The organism is Allobosea sp. BK604 (assembly GCF_004341515.1).
Classification (GTDB): Bacteria; Pseudomonadota; Alphaproteobacteria; order Rhizobiales; family Beijerinckiaceae; genus Allobosea.
Genome location: NZ_SLZF01000007.1, coordinates 19,326 through 34,693, shown reverse-complemented (window position 1 = coordinate 34,693; position 15,368 = coordinate 19,326). Strand labels below are relative to the sequence as shown.

Here is a 15,368-nt window from a genome sequence, read left to right as displayed (position 1 = left end):
GTTTGCGGAGAGATCGGTGGAGAGTGTCGCCTTGACATTCCATGATATAAGAATTTTTCTACTAAGATGGACCAGACCAATGCGACCGACCTCGACAGGCGCCTGGCCGCGCGGCTGAAGGCGGCACGGCAGCGGCGGGAGCTGACGCTGGACGCGCTGGCCGAGCGCGCCGGGGTCAGCCGGGCGATGATCTCGCGAATCGAGCGCGGCGAATCGAGCCCGACCGCCGCCCTGCTCGACCGACTCTGCGCGGGGCTCGGCGTGACGCTGTCGGCGCTCTTCCATGAAGAACGCCATGCCGGGCCGGTGGCGCGGCTCGCCGACCAGCCGGTCTGGACCGATCCCGGCAGCGGCTATGTCCGGCGCAACGTCTCGCCGCCGGGCACGGGCTCGAAGATCGAGATCGTCGACGTGACCATTCCCGCCGCGGCGCGCGTGCTGCTCGACTCGGCCCGCGCCGCGAGCCGGCTCGACCAGCAGGTCTGGGTCCTAGAAGGCGCGATCGAGCTTACCGTCGGCGGCCAGACCCACAGGCTCGCCGCCGGCGACTGCCTGCACATGCTGCTCGACGGGCCGATTACCTATCACAATCCCGGCACGGAGCCGGCCCGCTATGCCGTCGTGCTGACCATGGCCGATAGCTGACCCCAGGACGAACCATGACGACCCAACTGGCCCAGCCGCTCTCGATCGAGCTCCTTGACGCCGAGGGCGCGCGCGAGGCGCTGCCCGCGCTCAGCGATATCCTGCAGGACGTCGTTGCGAATGGCGCCTCGGTCGGCTTCATGGCTTTCAACCAACGCGAGGATTACCAGCGTTTCTGGGCCGGCATCACCGAGGGCGTCGCAGCTGGGCAGATCCTGCTGCTGGTAGCGCGGCTCGACGGGCGGATCGTCGGCACGGCACAGGTGCATCCGGCCGGCAAGCCGAACCAGCCGCACCGGGCCGATGTCGCCAAGGTTCTGGTGCATTCCTCGGCGCAGCGGCGCGGCATCGGCGAGGCGCTGATGCGGGTGGCCGAGGATGTTGCGCTCAAGGCGGGCCGCACCTTGCTCTGCCTCGACACCGACGAGTTCGGCGCGGCGCGGCGGCTCTACAACCGCCTGGGCTGGACCGAGATCGGCACGATCCCGCGCTACGCGCTGATGCCGGATGGCAGCGATTGCGGCTCGACCTTCTTCTACAAGAGCCTGGAATGAGGCCGGATCGACGCGCCGGCGGGATAGAGCATTTTCTTCACGCGAGCCGGTGTCCACTTCGCTCGAAAATGCTCCGGCCATTCAGGCGAAGTCCGTCGAGCGGGACAACGGCTCCCAGGCCGCGATCTCGGCCGTCATGGACCGTAGCTTGTCCCCGACGAATTTCAGGGCGTCGGTCCCGAGATAAAGGCGCACCGGCGGATCCTCGGACGCGACCACGGCAAGCAATGCCTGCGCCGCCATGGCCGGATCCCCGGGCTGATTGCCGCTCTTTGCCTGCCTCGCGGCCCGGATCGGGTCCATGACGACATCATAATCGGCAATGCTGCGCGCGGTCCGATCCATTGAACGGCCGGCCCAATCGGTTCGGAACTGTCCCGGAGCGAGCGCGGTCACATGGATGCCGAGATGCGCCACCTCCTTGCCCAGCGCCTCGGAAATGCCCTCCAGCGCGAACTTGCTGCCGCAATAATAGGTGATACCGGGCATGGTGATGAAACCACCCATCGAGGTGACGTTGACGATATGGCCGGAGCGTCGCGCCCGCATCCCGGGCAGCACCGCCTTGATCATCGCGACCGCGCCGAACACGTTCGCGTCGAATTGCCGCCGCAGGTCGTCGAGGGAGGATTCCTCCAGAATGCCCTCATGGCCGTAGCCGGCATTGTTGACGAGCACGTCGATCGGCCCGATTTCGCGCTCGGCCATGGCGATTGCGGCCGGAATGGCGTCGAACTCGGTCACATCCAGCATGATGGGGTGAGCCTGCCCCGGAGCCAGCGCGCGGTGCTCGGTCGCCGCCTCGCTGGTACGCACCGTTCCGATCACGCGATGACCGGCAGCCAGCGCCCCCTCCGCGAAGGCTCTGCCCAAACCTGAGCTGACGCCCGTAATCAGGAAAGTCTTGATATCACGCATGTCGGTCCTCACGACGTTATGGCGCGCCGGCCCCACGGAGCGGCGCGCACGAAATCTATATCGTGATATTGATTTTATATCGTGATATTGATTTTTCAAGTCGCGGCAGACGCGGGATCGGACGGAGCATGACGGGCAAGGAACGGGAATCGCTGCGGGAGAGAAACAGGAAAGCCGCGCGCGATGCCGTGCTGGACGCGGCCGAGCGTCTGCTTCGCGGGGGCGAGACCGCGGATTTCTCGATGCGGCAACTCGCGGCCGAGGCCGGAGTCGGCTTCGCCACGCCGTTCAATCATTTCGGCAGCAAGAACGCGATCATGCAGGCGCTGTCGGCGCGGCTGATCGAGCGGATGGCCTCGCACTTTGCCGAGGAGGCGCCGATTGGCGACGCGATCGACCGGGTGCTGGCCATGGGCCGCATCAGCGTCGCGCTACTGCTCGAGCGACCGGACGTCTACAAGGCGGTGGTCGGATCGCTCGGCGTGGTCAGCCCGGTCCCAAGCGCAGTCAGAGCGCATTCGCAGCGGCTATGGGCGCTGGCGCTGGGCGATTTCAGCGGCATTGAGGCCGCATCCCTCGAGCTTGGGCAGAGGGTGCTTGCCGAGCAATTGGCGTTCAGCTTCCGCGGCTGTGTCTCATTCTGGATCGCAGGCGAGCTCGACAATCACGAGCTCGCAGATTCCTTCGCCATCGGCGCCAGCGCGATCCTGCTCGGCTTCGCTGCGCCGGAGCGCAGGCCCTATCTGCTGGAACAGATGGAAAAGCCTCACTCCGCCTTGCGGAAGTAAGGCTCCACCGGCCCCTTCAGCGTGATCGTCATCGGACGGCCGAAGCGGTCCTTTGCGGCGCCGGCCGCAACCTTGATCCAGCCCTCGCTGACGCAATATTCCTCGACATTGGTCTTATCGACGCCCTTGAAGCGAATGCCGACATCCTTCGACAGCACCTCGGCGTCGTAATAGGGGCTGTCGGGATTGACGGAGAGACGGTCGGGAAGCGTGTCGGTCATGGTCTTTCGGAGCCTTGGTCTGGCAGCGGCGCGAGCCACCTTTGCCGCACAGGTAACGCCTCGGCGCGCCAATGCCAAATCGGCTCCCGCGATCAGCGGCCGCCGGCCTTCTCGATCAGGGCCGCGACGGCGCGCTGGCCGCGCTGGCGGGCATGGGCGAGCGGCGTGACCCCGTCCTTGTCGGCGAGATTGGGGTTGGCGCCGGCATCGAGCACCAACTTCGCCACCTCCTGATGGCGCGGACCGCCATCGCCGAGGATCACGATCTCCAGCAGGCAGGTCCAGCCGAGATCATTGACATGGTCGAGATCGATGCCGCTGGTCAGCAGCAGCCTGACCGTCTCGACATGGGCGCGCTCGCAGGCAGGGATCAGCGCGTTGCCACCATAGCGATTGCGGATCGAGAGATCGGGTTTCAGCGGCAGCATCGCCGCGATGATCTCGCTGCGGCCGGAGGCGCCGGCGAGCAGCCAGGGCGTATCGCGATTGGCCGCCTGGGCGTTGAGATCGGCGCCGGCTGCGAGCAGCGCCTTGGCAACGGCCACGTGATTGCCGGCGACGGCGAGCAGAAGCGGCGTCTGTCCCTGGGCATCGCGTGCATTGAGATCCGTGCCCGCAGCGATCAGGCGCGAAACCTCGGCGCTATGGCCAGCCTTGGCAGCCGCCAGAAGTTCGCCATCGGCCGCACTTGCCGAACCTGCCATCAGCCATGCTCCGAGAATCGCCGCGAACATGCGGCGTGGCGGGCCACTCACCGCCCGCTTTCCAGCAGCCGCCCGACCACCTTCGCGGTGTAGTCCACCATCGGCACGATGCGGGCATAGTTCAGCCGCGTCGGGCCGATGATGCCGACGACGCCGACGATGCGTTGCTCGCCATCGCGAAAAGGCGCGGCGATCATCGAGGAGCCAGACATCGAGAAGAGCTTGTTCTCGGAGCCGATGAAGATGCGCACCCCGTCGCCCTCCTCGGCCCGGGTTAGCAGATCGATGACATCGGTCTGGGTTTCCAGGTCGCCGAAGAGCAGGCGGATGCGCTCGAGATCGTCCTGTGCCTTGAGATCCTCGAGCAGGTTGGCCTGGCCGCGAACGATCAGGTGACGGTCGCTGGTCGGACCGGACGAGGTCGCGATGCCGCTCTCGACCAGCTTCGCAGTAAGCTCGTCGAGCTCATGCTGCATCGCGTTGCGATAGCCGGCAACCTCCTGGCGGAGCTCGGCCAGCGTCTTGCCGACGATGCGGGCGTTGAGGAAATTCGCCGCTTCGGTCAGAGCCGAAGCCGGTAGGCCGGGCGGCAGCGCCAGCAGGCGGTTCTCGACCGTGCCGTCCTCCGCCACCAGCACGACGAGTGCGCGGGCAGGATCGAGCCGGACGAACTCGATATGCTTCAGCCGCGCATTGGCCTTGGTGGTGACGACGACGCCAGCGCCCCGCGAGAGGCCGGAGAGCAGCGTCGAGGCCTCGGTCAGCGTATTGTCGAAGGTGCGGCCGCTGGCGGCGGCACGCATCTGCGCCTCGATCTGCGTGCGCTCGTCCGAGGTGAGGTTGCCGACCTCCATCATCGCGTCGACGAAGAAGCGCAGGCCGCGCTCGGTCGGCAGGCGCCCGGCCGAGGTATGTGGCGCGTAGATCAGCCCGGCCAATTCGAGGTCGGTCATGACGTTGCGCACCGTCGCCGGCGAGAGCGCCATCGGCAGCAGGCGCGAGATATTGCGCGAGCCGACAGGCTCGCCGGTGGCGAGATAGCCGTCGACGATCTGGCGGAAGATCTCGCGCGAGCGCTGGTCGATATCGACCAGGCCTCCGATCGTCTCCGGCTTCGAATGCGCGCTCATCGCGATAACAGGTCCAGCTTGCGCATGCGCTATTGTCCCTGCCACGTCGCGGCGGATCAAGAGCTTCCTTCTCACCTTGCCGAAGCAGGGGAGCTTTACCTTGCCGCCCTTGGGGGAAGGGCCTACAAGCCGCCAACCTCAGACATCAGGAAAAGACGATGCGACCCTCCAAACGCGCGGCCGACGAGATGCGCAAGGTCACGCTGGAACGCGGCGTGGTCCGCTATGCCGAAGGCTCCTGCATGGTGACCTTCGGCGAGACCAAGGTGCTCTGTGCCGCCACTGTCGAGGAGAAGGGTCCGCCCTGGCTGCGCGGTACCGGCAAGGGCTGGGTCACCGCCGAATATTCGATGCTGCCGCGCGCGACCCATGAGCGCACCCGCCGCGAGGTCACCTCCGGCAAGCCGTCGGGCCGTACGCAGGAGATCCAGCGCCTGGTCGGGCGCAGCTTGCGCGCCGTGGTCGACCTCACCGCGATCGGCGAGCGGCAGATCGTGGTCGATTGCGACGTACTCCAGGCTGATGGCGGCACCCGCACGGCTTCGATCACCGGCGCCTGGGTTGCCCTGCACGACGCGCTGAAATGGATGGAAGGCCGCGGTCTGCTCAAGGGCGCCAACCCGCTCAAGGACAATGTCGCCGCGATCTCCTGCGGCATCGTCGCCGGCAACCCGGTGATCGATCTCGACTATGTCGAGGATTCAGGCGCCCAGACCGATGCCAATTTCGTCATCACCGGCTCGGGCGGCCTGGTCGAGATCCAGGGCACGGCCGAAGGCGCGCCCTTCTCCGAGGAGGAGCTGCTGGCGCTGCTGAAGCTCGCCAAGGGCGGCGTGACCAAGCTGGTCGAGCTGCAGAAGGCGGCGGTCGCCTGAGATGAGCGGACACCGCCACCTCGAAGGCAAAGTCGTGATCGCGACCCATAACCAGGGCAAGCTGCGCGAGATGCGCGAGCTGATGGCGCCCTATGGCGTCGCGCTGGTCTCGGCCGGCGAACTCGGCCTGCCCGAGCCCGAGGAGAACGGCCACATGTTCGCGGAGAACGCCGCGATCAAGGCCGTGGCGGCGGCGAATGCGAGCGGCCTGCCGGCGCTCTCCGATGATTCCGGCATCTGCATCGACGCGCTGGACGGCGCGCCCGGGCTGTTCTCGGCCAATTGGGCCGGCCCGGGCAAGGATTTCGCGCCGGCGCTGGCGAGGGTGCAGGTAGAGCTCGCCAAACGGGGCGCGACGACATCGGACAAGCGCCGGGCGCATTTCGTCTCGGCGCTGGTGATCGCCTGGCCGGACGGACATCAGGAGCTGTTCGAGGGCCGGGTCTTCGGCGAGATCGTGCACGCCCCCCGTGGCATGGCCGGCTTCGGCTACGATCCGATCTTCAAGCCCGATGGCCATGAGCGGACCTTCGGCGAGATGAGCAGCCAGGAGAAGCACGGCATCGACTGGGGCAATCGCGAGGCGAGCCTTTCGCACCGCGCCCGCGCCTTCCAGCTGCTCGCCTCGGCCTGCCTGAGGAAGCCGGCGTGAGCGCGCTCACCGCGATGGCCGAACGCGAGCCGCGGGTGCCGCAGCATCCGACGGGAGATGCCGGCTTCGCGGTCTATGTGCATTGGCCGTTCTGCCTGGCCAAATGCCCCTATTGCGACTTCAACTCGCATGTCCGCCATTCCCCGCCCGATCAGGCCCGCTATATCGCGGCCTTCCGCCGCGAGATCGCGCATCGCGCCGCGCTTGCGCCTGGCCGCACGGTGTCCTCGATCTTCTTCGGCGGCGGCACGCCCTCGCTGATGGAGGGCCGCACCGTCGGCGCCATCCTCGATGCGATCGGCGAGCATTGGGCTGTCGATCCCAAATGCGAGGTCTCGCTGGAGGCCAATCCGACCAGCGTCGAGGCCGGACGTTTCCAGGATTTCCGGGCAGCGGGCGTCAACCGCGTCTCGCTCGGCGTGCAGGCGCTGAACGATGCCGATCTCAAGGCGCTCGGCCGGATGCATTCGACGCAGGAAGCGCTCGACGCCGTCGCGATCGCCCGGCGCTATTTCGAACGCTATTCCTTCGACCTGATCTATGCCCGCTCGGCCGGGCAGACGCCGGAGCTGTGGCGTGCAGAGCTGGAGCTGGCGATCAGCCATGCGGCAGAGCATCTTTCGCTCTACCAGCTCACGATCGAGCCCGACACGATGTTCGAGCGTCTCTACCGCGCCGGGAAGCTGAGCATCCCCGATCACGAGGCCGGCGCCGCTCTCTACGAGATCACCCAGGAGATCACGGCGAAGCACGGCTTGCCCGTCTACGAGATCTCGAACCATGCCCGTCCCGGCGCCGAATGCCGGCATAATCTCGTCTACTGGCGCTATGGCGAATATGCCGGTGTCGGGCCCGGCGCTCACGGCCGCCTGGTGACGGAGGCCGGCCGCATGGCGCAGTCGACCGAGAAGGCGCCGGAACTCTGGCTCGAACGCGTCGAGGCCGAGGGCCAGGCGCTGATCGAGGACGAATTGCTCAATGCCGAGGCGCAAGGCGACGAATATTTGCTGATGGGGCTCAGGCTGGTCGAGGGCATCGACCCGGCCAAGTTCGCGACGCTGGCCGGCCGGACGTTGAAGACCTCGCGCGTCAACAGCCTCGTCGACCAGGGCCTGCTGACCTACAAGCTCGGCGGCAAGCTAGCGGCGACGCCGGATGGCGCGCTGGTGCTGGACGCGGTGGTGGCGGATCTGGCGGCGTAGGGTCACGCCGTCATGTTCGTCCTTGTGGCGAGCATCCACGCCTTGAATACCGCACTCGATCAACGCAGACGTGTACGGTCGGGACAAGCCCGACCATGACGAAGAGGTCGGCGCAGGTTTACTGCGTCCGCGGCCCGAGATCGCGCGGCGCGGCGTTGACCGTGACGATCTGGCCGTTGCGCAATTCGAGCACGGCGAGGCCGCGGTCGATCTGGCCGTCGGGGCGGAAGCGGAAGACGCCGTCGGCGCCGGCAAAGCCCTGCGGATTGGTCAACACCTGCTCGGAAAAGCGCTGGCTGCCCTGCGTGCGCGCCAGAGCAGCGGCGAGCGAGACGGCATCGTAGGACAGCGTCGCTGTACGGGTCGGGGCGCTGTTGAAGCGGGCCTGATAGCGGCCGGCGAAGGCGTTGAAGCCGGCCGTATCCGGCGAGGCGAACCAGCCGCCCTGGATCGCCGGGACGCGCGCGACGCTGGCATCGTTCCAGACGCCGGTGCCGAGCGGCTTGACCTTGGCGGGGTCGTAGCCAGCCTGCTGCAGGATGAGGCCGAGCGAGGGCATCGTATCCGCCGCCGCCGGAACGAAGAGCGCGTCGGCCTGCTGCAGGGCCGGCACCAGCCGCTGCGCCGCGGCGCGCATGTTGTTCTGGTCGCTGCTGAAGCGCTCGATCACCACGACGCGCGCGCCCTGGCTGGCGACGGCCTGCTGGAAGGCGGCTTCGACGACCTTGCCATAGGCCGAGTCCGGAATCAGGGCGGCGAAGGACCTGCGGCCCTGCTGGGAGGCGTAGGCGATGACGCGGTTGACGTCGTTCTCCGGCGGGAAGGAGAGCAGATAGATGCCACGGCCTGCGACATTGGTGTCGCTGGAGAAGGCCATGACCGGCCGGTTGGCCGAGCGGGCGACCTGTCCCGCCGCCTGGACGGAGGGGGCGAAAAGCGGGCCGATGATCAGTTCGGCGCCCTCGCCGATCGCCTCCTGGGCCGCGGCGCGCGCGCCTTCCGGCGTGCCACGATCATCCTTGACCAGCACGGTGAGATCGGCGCCGGGAAATTCGGCGAGCGCCATTTCGGCAGCGTTCTTCAAGGAATTGCCGACAGTCGCGCCGGCGCCCTCGGCGGTGAGCGGCAGGATGAGGCCGACGCGGACCTTGCCGGTGCCGAGCGTCTGGCCGGCCGGGGCCTGGGCCGTCGTCCCGGCCGGGGGCGAGCCGCTGTCGAGGCCAGGAAAGCCGGACGGGCCGCCGACGCAGGCCGACAAGCCGAGCAGTGCACCGGCGGCCAGAGCCGGCCAGCGCAGCTTCTTGAACGAGAATGGGAGCCGTTGAAGCCGCACGGTTTCATCTCCAGACGCCAGCAGAGGGCGGCCAAGCGGCCGCGCCCGGCAAGGACGAGCCGCGGTCGCGAGCAGTCCTGCCAGCCCGCAATGGTATTTTCAAGTTGTTAACTGCGTGTTGCGATTGCGTGAAGACGCGTAAACCTTCGCCCCACCATGGCGCGAGCCGAACGCTTGTGGCAGCGTGCCGGCCATGTCGACGCCGTCCAGCAATCCCCAGCGTGCAGCAAGCTACACCGCCTTCGGGCTCAGGGCCGAGGCCGAGCCGCTGGCGCCCGGACTCCATATCGTCGCGACACCGATCGGCAATCTGCGCGACATCTCCTTCCGCGCGCTGGCGACGCTGGCGGCAGCCGATGTCGTGCTGGCCGAGGACACCCGCACCAGCAAGACGCTGCTGGCGCATTACGGCATCTCGACCCCGCTCCTGCCCTATCACGAGCATAATGCCGCGCAGATGCGCCCGAAAATCCTGGCGAAGCTGCGCGAGGGCGGAAAGCTGGCGCTGATCTCGGATGCCGGCACACCGCTGGTCTCCGATCCCGGCTACAAGCTCGTCGCCGATGTCGTCGCCGAGGGGCTGCCGGTGACCGGCATTCCCGGCGCCTCGGCCGTGCTCGCCGCCCTGGTCCTGGCCGGTCTCCCGACCGACCGCTTCTTCTTCGAGGGCTTCCTGCCGCCGAAATCGGCGGCGCGGCGCGGGCGGCTGACCGAGCTCGCCGCCATTCCCGGCACGCTCGTCTTCTTCGAATCACCGCGCCGGCTCGCCGAGATGCTTGAGGATGCGGCGGCGACCCTGGGAGCACGATCCGCAGCCGTGGCGCGTGAGCTAACCAAGTTCCACGAGACCGTGCGGCGCGGCTCGCTCGCTGAACTGGCGGCGCATTACGGCGGCGAAGAAGAGGCGCGCGGCGAGATCGTCGTGATCATCGGCCCACCCGGCACGGACGCGCTGCTGCCGGCGGAAGACGTGATCGACGCGCGGCTGCGCGAGGCACTCGGGCGGCTCTCGCTCAAGGAGGCGGTAGCGCAGGTGACAGCCGAAACCGGGCAGCCGCGCCGAAAAGTCTATGCGCGGGCGCTCGAACTGACGCGCGAGCCGTGAGCATCGAAGCACGCAGCGAACGGGCGAAGCGCTCCGGCGCGACCGGCCGGCGCGGCGAAACACTGGCGATCCTCTGGCTCAGCGCCAAGGGCTACCGGCTGCTCACGCGGCGCTTCGGCGGCAAGGGCGGCGAGATCGACCTGATCGTCAAGCGCGGGCGCACCGTCGCCTTTGTCGAGGTCAAGGCGCGCGGCACGCTCGACGACGCGCTGACCGCGATCACGCCGCAGAAGCGCCGGCTGATCGAGATGCGAGTACGGCAATGGCTGGCCCGCAATCCATGGGCGATGGACCACAACCTGCGCGCCGACGCGGTCTTCCTGGCGCCCTGGCGGCGGCCGCGCCATGTGCCGGGCGCCTTCGAGCTTCTCCTCTGACGCGCGGCGCCCCTCTTGCCTTCCCGGGGGCGGGGCGCCGATATGAGGCCGCGAACAGGAGCCTTTGCCCATGACCCTCAAAGTCGCCATCCAGATGGACCCGATCGAGCGCATCCGGATTGCCGGGGATTCAGGCTTCGCGCTGATGCTGGAAACGCAGGCGCGCGGGCACACGCTCTACACCTACACGCCCGACAAGCTCTCGCTGCGCGACGGCAAGGTGACCGCGCCGATCCGCCCGGTCGAGGTGCGCGACATCGAGGGCGACCATTTCACGCTGGGCGCCGAGGAACGCACCGATCTCTCGACGCTCGACGTGGTGCTGCTGCGCCAGGATCCACCCTTCGACCTCGCCTATATCACCTCGACCCATATGCTCGAGCGCATCCATCCGAAGACGCTGGTGGTCAACGATCCCAGCCAGGTGCGCAATGCGCCCGAGAAGATCCTGGTGACGCATTTCCCCGAGCTGATGCCGCCGACGCTGATCACGCGCGACAAGGCCGAGATAGAGGCTTTTCGCGAGGAGTTCGGCGAGATCGTGATGAAGCCGCTCTATGGCCATGGCGGCGCGACGGTGTTCAAGACCGGCAAGGGCGATCCGAATTTCGGCTCGCTGTTCGACCTGTTCTCGGGGATCTTCAAGGAAGCCTGGGTCGTCCAGCGCTTCATGAAGGAGGTCAGCGCCGGCGACAAGCGCATCATCCTGGTCGACGGCAAGGCGGCGGGCGCGGTCAACCGCGTGCCGGCCGATGGCGACCTGCGCGCCAATATGGTGCGCGGCGGCGCGGCCAAGCCGACAGATCTTTCCAAGCGCGAGCTCGAGATTTGCGAGGCGATCGGTCCGACCCTGAAGGAGCGCGGCCTGCTGCTCGTCGGCATCGACGTGATCGGCGGCAACCTGACCGAGATCAACGTCACCGCGCCGACCGGCATCCGCGCGATCAAGAAGCTCGGCGGCCCGGATATCGCGGCGCAGGTCTGGGACGTGATCGAAGCGAAGCTCGGCCGCTAGAGCCGGATCCGTCTCTAGACTATCGATAGAGAACGCTGGCGTCCGCCTTCACCGAACCCTGCCAGCACGGGCCGAGATCGATCCAGCGCCGGCCGACCATGGCCGGTGCGTAGCGCTCGCGCAGCGCCTCGTTCGCGACGGTGACCGGGCAGAGCGGATAGAGGATCAGGTCGGCATCGGCGACCGCCGCCATGGTCTCGCCGTCTAGCTCCGGCACCGCCCGGAACGGATCGGCGCCGATCGCGATATGGCGTACGGCGCTGCGCTCCATCAGGTAGGGAAACGCATTGGCGAAGTTCAGGTTGACGATGGTCTCGAAGCGGACGCCGTGCTGCGCCTCATAGGCGCGTATCGCGGCAATGCCCGCATCGATCGCCAGCAGCCAGCCGGCCTGGAAATCGAGCTCTGAATAAAGCGATTGGCTCGGCAGCATGCCCTTGGCGGCGATGGCCTCGAAGGTGGGCCGGTCGGAGGCGTAGATCGCCTGCATCGCCTGGGCGCGGGCGATGACATCGCGATGCTGCGAAACCTGGCCGAGCTTGCCAAGCGCGGAATGCGGGAGGTCGCTATAGCCGGTCTGCGCCAGCATGGTGCGGGCAGCGCGCTGGAGCACGGTTTCGAGCGGCGGAATCGCGGTCGCGGCGACCAGGGCGAGGACCAGCACAGCGCCGCGGCGGCCGCCGCCGAGCCAGTTCGTCAGGATCAGCAGCAGCACCGGCCAGATGAAGATGAAGGCCTGGCCGCCCGTATTCTGCGTCTCGAAGAACAGGCCGGCGAACAAGGTGACCGCAAGCCAGAAGGACTCGCGATCGAGCAGGCCGCGCGATGCGGCGAAGCCGGGCGCTCTCGCGAATCCGACGATCGCCGCCCGAAGCTGCCTTCGGGTCAGGATCAGCAGCGCCGCGATCAGCAACGCCGCCGCGCCGACAATGTCGAGATGCAGCGAGCCTGCCTGAAGGAAGCGCGGCAGGATGCCGCCAGCATTCATCGAGATGAGCTCGACGATGCTTGCGAGGTAGGCGCTGACCATGCCGCTGGCGATTTCGAGCACGAGCAGCGGCAGGCAGGCCAGGGCCGCGGCAATGCCGGCCTGCCTCGCATCGATGCGCCCCGCCAGCAGTGCGAAGGCGCAGATCAGGCCGCCGGCGAGGAAGCCGGTGATCTTGATCAGCAGCAGGGCGAGCATGGTCCAGACCAGCACGCCTGTGAGCAGGCGCCGGTCGCGCAGAAAGACCAGTGCGGCGACCAGGACATAGAGCGTGATGCTGACCTGGCGGTTATAGATGCCGTAGCCGTCGAAACCGGGGAAGAACGAGTAGTGCTCGACATTCACCGGCAGGAGCTGGAAGACGAGATAGGGTCCGAGCAGCGCGAAGGCGGTGGCGCGGGACCGCTTGTCGAGATCGCGCAGGACCAGCGCCAGCGGCGGCGCGGTGACGAGCAGCAGCGACCATTGCGCGATCAGCAGCGGCTGGCCTTGTGGGAACAGCCCGTCGAGCCAGGCGAAGAGCCAATAGCCGAGCGGGCCGACCGGGGTAAAGAAATCGATCAGCGGCTGCTGGCCATCGGCGATGCGCCTGGCCCCGTCGAGATAGACCGTCAGGTCCCAGTACATCGGGCCGAGCGGCAGTACGAGCGGCTGGGTCAGCAATCCGATGCAGGCCAGGATCGCGAAAGCGAGCAAAAGCAGGGGCGAGGGCCAGCGCAGCCGCTTCAGCCAAGACCCGACCGACCAGCGCGACGCAGCCTGGACTTGCCTTGTCTCCAGCGATCTGTCGGTCATGCCCTGCCCTGAGAAACCGGCTAAAACCCTAGGTGGCAGAGGTTAAGGGATGGCTGACGTCAGGATGTGGGGTTGGCAACGGCGGTTCCATTGAGCGGGTTGGCCGGATCCCAGCCATAGCGCATCATATCGAAGCGCATGGTCAGCGCGTCAATCAGCAGGAACCGGCCGACCAGCGGATCGCCGAAGCCGGTAATGGCGCGGATGACCTCGAGCGCCATCAGCGAGCCCATCATGCCGGCAAGCGCGCCGAGCACGCCGACTTCGGCGCAGGTCGGGATCGTGCCAGGCGGAGGCGGATCGGGGAAGATGCAGCGATAGGTCGGGTTCGGCTTTCCGTCCGGCCCCTTCTCGTGCGGGCGCAGGGTCGTCAGCGAGCCGTCAAAGCGGCCGAGCGCGGCGGTGACGAGCGGCTTTTTCTCGTGGAAGCAGGCATCGGAGACCGCATAGCGCGTCTCGAAATTGTCGGAGCCGTCAGCGACCACATCGTAGAAGGCGATCATGGCACGGGCATTATGCGCGTCGATGCGGTGGACATGCTCCTCGACCGCGACATGCGGATTGAGGCGCTTGACGAAGGCGGCGGCGGCGACCGCCTTGTTGGCGCCGACATCGGCGGTGGAGAAAATGGTCTGGCGCTGGAGGTTGGAGAGCGAGACATGGTCGTCATCGACGATGCCGATCATGCCGACGCCGGCCGCCGCGAGATACTGGATCAGCGGGGCGCCGAGCCCTCCGGCGCCGATGACGAGCACGCTGGCGCGTTTCAGCTTGGCCTGGCCCGGGCCGCCGATCTCCGGCAGCACCAGGTGGCGCGCATAGCGTTCGATCTCGTCGTCGTTCAGGCCCATGCACAAGAGTTAAGCGCGCGATGGCCCGTGGGCAATCGTCCGCGCCATGAACGGGGAGAATGCGCGGCGATTTTCAGGCGACACCGCGCCCCTGACTCTTTGGTTGGGGGCGGCTTGGCCATGCCGGCAAGCCATGTCATCGTATCGACAAGCAGGGGGTGACGAACGCTCCGCGCGCGGAACAGGGGAATAGTTCATGCGTCTGAAAGCTCTCGCGCTGGCGCTGGCCGGCGTCGCCTTCTCGGCTGTCGCCATGGCGCAGACCGCGATCAAGCCGGCCGTGGTCTATGACAAGGGCGGCAAGTTCGACAAATCCTTCAACGAGGCGGCCTTTATCGGCGCGGAGAAGTTCAAGCAGGAGACCGGCGTCGAGTTCCGCGATTTCGAGCCGAACAACGACGCGCAGATCGAGCAGGCGCTGCGCCGTTTCGCCCGCGACGGCAATTCGCCGATCATCGCGGTGGGCTTCTCGCAGGCGACTGCGCTGCAGAAGGTCGCGGCCGAGTTCCCCGATCTGAAGTTCACCATCATCGACATGGTGGTCGAGCTGCCGAACGTGCAGTCGATCGTGTTCAAGGAACACGAGGGTTCCTATCTCGTCGGGCTCCTCGCCGCGATGGCCTCGAAGACCGGCAAGGTCGGCTTCGTCGGCGGCATGGACGTGCCGCTGATCCGGAAGTTCGCCTGCGGCTATATCCAGGGCGTCAAGGCGGCGAAGCCCGATGCCGAGATCTTCCAGAACATGACCGGCTCGACCCCCTCGGCCTGGAACGACCCGGTCAAGGGCGGCGAGCTCGCCAAGTCGCAGATCGACCGCGGCGCCGACGTGATCTACCACGCCGCCGGCGGCACCGGCATCGGCGTCCTGCGCGCCGCCGCCGATGCGGGCAAGCTCGGCATCGGCGTCGATTCCAACCAGAACGGGCTGCAGCCCGGCAAGGTGCTGACCTCGATGCTGAAGCGCGTCGACGTCGCCGCCTATAATTCCTTCAAGGCCGCCCGCGACGGCACCTGGCAGCCCGGCGTCCAGGTGCTCGGGCTGAAGGAGGACGGCATCGCCTGGGCGCTCGACGACAATAACAAGGCGCTGATCACGCCAGAGATGAAAGCCGCGGCCGACAAGGCCAAGGCCGATATCATCGCCGGCACCATCAAAGTGCATGACTACATGACCGATTCGAAATGCACGATGTGAGGTGATGCGCATCGCTGCCC

At 67.2% G+C, this 15,368-nt stretch carries 17 protein-coding genes; 10 read left to right on the top strand and 7 right to left on the bottom strand.

Features of this window, described 5'->3' with window-relative positions:
* The first annotated feature begins 66 nt into the window (after positions 1-66).
* Both EV560_RS21275 and EV560_RS21270 read left to right on the top strand, forming a co-directional pair.
* Positions 67-645, top strand: coding sequence for a helix-turn-helix domain-containing protein (locus EV560_RS21275; RefSeq protein ID WP_131857823.1), 579 nt, complete (start codon positions 67-69; stop codon positions 643-645).
* 14 nt (positions 646-659) lie between these two features.
* Complete coding sequence (locus tag EV560_RS21270) at positions 660-1,199, top strand: GNAT family N-acetyltransferase (RefSeq protein WP_131857822.1); 540 nt, start codon at positions 660-662, stop codon at positions 1,197-1,199.
* An 81-nt stretch (positions 1,200-1,280) separates the two neighbouring features.
* On the opposite strand, the gene EV560_RS21265 is transcribed toward EV560_RS21270, so the two are convergent.
* The gene (locus tag EV560_RS21265; RefSeq protein WP_131858188.1) at positions 1,281-2,117 is read right to left on the bottom strand and encodes an oxidoreductase; all 837 of its coding nucleotides are present in this window, start codon (positions 2,115-2,117) and stop codon (positions 1,281-1,283) included.
* A gap of 128 nt (positions 2,118-2,245) precedes the next feature.
* On the opposite strand from EV560_RS21265, the gene EV560_RS21260 reads away from it, so the two are divergent.
* A complete protein-coding gene (locus tag EV560_RS21260) occupies positions 2,246-2,905 on the top strand; it encodes a TetR/AcrR family transcriptional regulator (protein ID WP_131857821.1) in 660 nt (219 codons plus the stop codon).
* Here the strand turns inward: EV560_RS21260 and EV560_RS21255 are convergent.
* The 3 genes from EV560_RS21255 to hrcA form a co-directional block, all read right to left on the bottom strand.
* Complete coding sequence (locus EV560_RS21255) at positions 2,884-3,126, bottom strand: DUF3297 family protein (protein WP_131857820.1); 243 nt, start codon at positions 3,124-3,126, stop codon at positions 2,884-2,886. The genes EV560_RS21260 and EV560_RS21255 overlap by 22 nt on opposite strands.
* A 92-nt stretch (positions 3,127-3,218) precedes the next feature.
* Positions 3,219-3,830, bottom strand: a complete 612-nt coding sequence (locus EV560_RS21250; RefSeq protein WP_207908084.1) for an ankyrin repeat domain-containing protein — start codon at positions 3,828-3,830, stop codon at positions 3,219-3,221.
* A 47-nt stretch (positions 3,831-3,877) separates the two neighbouring features.
* A complete protein-coding gene (gene hrcA, locus EV560_RS21245; RefSeq protein ID WP_131857819.1) occupies positions 3,878-4,960 on the bottom strand; it encodes a heat-inducible transcriptional repressor HrcA in 1,083 nt (360 codons plus the stop codon).
* A gap of 158 nt (positions 4,961-5,118) precedes the next feature.
* Here hrcA and rph point away from each other — a divergent pair, with 158 nt between their 5' ends.
* The 3 genes from rph to hemW are packed head-to-tail and all read left to right on the top strand — an operon-like array spanning position 5,119 to position 7,689.
* On the top strand, positions 5,119-5,835 hold the full coding sequence (gene rph / locus EV560_RS21240; protein ID WP_131857818.1) for a ribonuclease PH: 717 nt from the start codon (positions 5,119-5,121) through the stop codon (positions 5,833-5,835).
* 1 nt (position 5,836) lies between these two features.
* Entirely contained in the window at positions 5,837-6,487 is a 651-nt protein-coding gene (rdgB, locus tag EV560_RS21235) for an RdgB/HAM1 family non-canonical purine NTP pyrophosphatase (RefSeq protein ID WP_131857817.1), read from the top strand.
* A 14-nt stretch (positions 6,488-6,501) separates the two neighbouring features.
* Positions 6,502-7,689: a radical SAM family heme chaperone HemW gene (gene hemW / locus EV560_RS21230; RefSeq protein WP_131858186.1), complete on the top strand. Its 1,188-nt coding sequence runs from the start codon at positions 6,502-6,504 to the stop codon at positions 7,687-7,689.
* Positions 7,690-7,807: 118 nt separating this feature from the next.
* On the opposite strand, the gene EV560_RS21225 is transcribed toward hemW, so the two are convergent.
* A complete protein-coding gene (locus EV560_RS21225) occupies positions 7,808-9,022 on the bottom strand; it encodes a penicillin-binding protein activator (RefSeq protein WP_131857816.1) in 1,215 nt (404 codons plus the stop codon).
* Positions 9,023-9,215: 193 nt separating this feature from the next.
* Here EV560_RS21225 and rsmI point away from each other — a divergent pair, with 193 nt between their 5' ends.
* The 3 genes from rsmI to gshB all read left to right on the top strand — a co-directional run bounded on the left by rsmI (position 9,216) and on the right by gshB (position 11,519).
* Positions 9,216-10,127, top strand: coding sequence for a 16S rRNA (cytidine(1402)-2'-O)-methyltransferase (gene rsmI, locus EV560_RS21220; protein ID WP_131857815.1), 912 nt, complete (start codon positions 9,216-9,218; stop codon positions 10,125-10,127).
* Between the two features lie 2 nt (positions 10,128-10,129).
* Positions 10,130-10,504, top strand: a complete 375-nt coding sequence (locus EV560_RS21215; RefSeq protein WP_465247031.1) for a YraN family protein — start codon at positions 10,130-10,132, stop codon at positions 10,502-10,504.
* A 70-nt stretch (positions 10,505-10,574) separates the two neighbouring features.
* On the top strand, positions 10,575-11,519 hold the full coding sequence (gene gshB, locus EV560_RS21210) for a glutathione synthase (RefSeq protein WP_131857813.1): 945 nt from the start codon (positions 10,575-10,577) through the stop codon (positions 11,517-11,519).
* Positions 11,520-11,538: 19 nt separating this feature from the next.
* Here the strand turns inward: gshB and EV560_RS21205 are convergent, their stop codons facing one another.
* Complete coding sequence (locus EV560_RS21205; RefSeq protein WP_131857812.1) at positions 11,539-13,302, bottom strand: hypothetical protein; 1,764 nt, start codon at positions 13,300-13,302, stop codon at positions 11,539-11,541.
* A 59-nt stretch (positions 13,303-13,361) separates the two neighbouring features.
* Positions 13,362-14,153 (bottom strand): HesA/MoeB/ThiF family protein, encoded by a 792-nt coding sequence (locus EV560_RS21200; RefSeq protein WP_131857811.1) that lies wholly within the window; start codon positions 14,151-14,153, stop codon positions 13,362-13,364.
* A 196-nt stretch (positions 14,154-14,349) separates the two neighbouring features.
* Between EV560_RS21200 and EV560_RS21195 the strand changes: the two genes are divergently transcribed.
* Positions 14,350-15,348, top strand: a complete 999-nt coding sequence (locus EV560_RS21195) for a BMP family lipoprotein (protein ID WP_131857810.1) — start codon at positions 14,350-14,352, stop codon at positions 15,346-15,348.
* The last annotated feature ends 20 nt before the right edge of the window (positions 15,349-15,368 follow it).